Genomic DNA, 568 nt, shown 5'->3' with positions numbered 1-568 from the left:
CTGTCTCTTTGTCGTAGAACAAACCTTGTGGATTGCGATGCCCGAAACTCCAGATTTCAGGCTTTGCCTTAGAGGAAGTAAAAGGGTTATCTGTTGGCACCGTGCCGTCTAGATTCAAGCGTAGTATTGAGCCTGCGTGTGTTTGAGTATTTTGCCCGTTGTCTCGTTCACCTCGATCGCCAATCGTGAAGTAGATCTTGCCATCAATAAACGCGATTCGACTGCCAAAATGTCGGCCAGTATCGGTGATGGCATCGGCGATGAAGAGATCTTTCCAGCCAGTTAGTTGCTCGCCACTTAGCGTTGCGGTGGCAAGTGCGACGGTGTTTCCTTTCTGGGTTCGTTTGCTGTAGGTGAAATACAGCTGTGGATTTTTCTTATCGGTATTTGGGGCGAGTGCGACATCCAGTAAACCGGCTTGTCCACTGGTGTTAACGTTCTGAGCACTATGAATTTTATGGCGTTGACCTGTCATCACATTGAGCAATGAAATGGTGCCATTTTTCTCGTTCACTACTACGCGTTGCGAATCGATAAATTCAATGCCCCAAGGGACTTGAAACCCATT

Annotated in this window: 1 protein-coding gene; it reads right to left on the bottom strand. The window is 47.5% G+C overall.

Annotation, left to right across the window (positions count from 1 at the left end; all coding sequences use genetic code 11):
* Positions 1–568, bottom strand: a 568-nt coding sequence (locus R7093_RS27090; RefSeq protein WP_318147256.1) for a PQQ-dependent sugar dehydrogenase, incomplete at both ends; no start/stop codon positions are given.

The organism is Vibrio sp. 1580, from assembly GCF_033340055.1.
Note: the sequence above shows the minus strand (reverse complement) of the source record. Positions and strands in the feature narration are given on the sequence as shown.